Below are 989 nucleotides of genomic sequence, written 5' to 3' on the forward strand. Positions count from 1 at the left end.
CCACTTCGCGCTGAAGGCCGGCTGGCAAGCGCGTTACAACAGCGACGTGACCGAGGACAAGCGCAAGACCGACACCCTGACCACGATGAACGTGGTCTACAGCTTCAAGTAAGAAGCAGGGAATGGGGAACAGGGAACGGGGAATGACGGGGCAACGCGGCCCTAGGCCGAATCGACATTCAATCCAGCCACATTGGAATAGAGGCGAGATAGAGGAAGGCGAGGAAGTGCCTGGGCTTGCGGTCGAATCGCATGGCGACCCGTCGGAACTGCTTGAGCCTGGCGAAGCAGCGCTCGATGCGGTTGCGTAACCGATAGCATGCCTTGTCGTAGGGACGCGGCTGCTGGCAACGGCGTGGCGGGATCACCGGCTCGGCCCCCTTGGACTGGATCAGCGCCACCAGATCCCGGCTGTCATAGCCCTTGTCGGCCAGCACGTACTTTGGCTTGAACCCAGCCAGCAGGGCCGGAGCCTGCGTGATGTCGTTGCGTTCCCCGCCAGTGAGCAGGAACCGCACAGGCCGGCCCTGACCATCCACGGCCAGATGGATCTTCGTGCTCAGACCTCCTCGGGAACGCCCCAAAGCCGAGTCCGACGCCCCCCTTTTCCGGTCGCCGCCTGTGCGTGCGCCCGGACAATGCTGCTGTCGATCATCAGGTACTCGTTGCTTCGATCCTTGATCAGACTCTGGAATACCTGCTCCCAGATACCCTTGGCCGTCCAGCGGGTGAACCGCTTGTGCACACTCTTGTAGGCACCGTAGCGCGGCGGCAAGTCGCTCCAACGTGCCCCGGAGCGCAACACCCATAGCACACCGTTGACGAAGTTCCGGTTGTCAGCGGCCGTCCGGCCCGGATCACTGGCCTTGCCGGGGAGCTGGTCTTCGATCCGCTCCCACTGGGTATGAGTCAACTCGTAGCGGCTGGGCCGCGATTGCTTGATCTTCGACATCTGCCAAAGATATCGGCTGAATGTCGATTCGGCCTAG

The 989-nt window shown here is 62.2% G+C and carries 2 protein-coding genes; one reads left to right on the forward strand and one right to left on the reverse strand.

The features are described 5' to 3' along the window. The coding region (locus ABB34_RS15025) for a DUF481 domain-containing protein (RefSeq protein WP_152979639.1) at nucleotides 1–112 on the forward strand (112 nt) is incomplete at its 5' end. Nucleotides 113–179: 67 nt separating this feature from the next. Here ABB34_RS15025 and ABB34_RS15030 read toward each other — a convergent pair. Further along, a protein-coding gene (locus ABB34_RS15030) for an IS5 family transposase (protein WP_152979640.1) occupies nucleotides 180–952 on the reverse strand; the annotation gives its coding sequence in 2 pieces (ribosomal slippage) (nucleotides 180–592 and nucleotides 592–952; 774 coding nt in all). Between the last annotated feature and the right edge of the window lie 37 nt (nucleotides 953–989).

Source organism: Stenotrophomonas daejeonensis, assembly GCF_001431505.1.
Classification (GTDB): Bacteria; Pseudomonadota; Gammaproteobacteria; order Xanthomonadales; family Xanthomonadaceae; genus Stenotrophomonas; species Stenotrophomonas daejeonensis.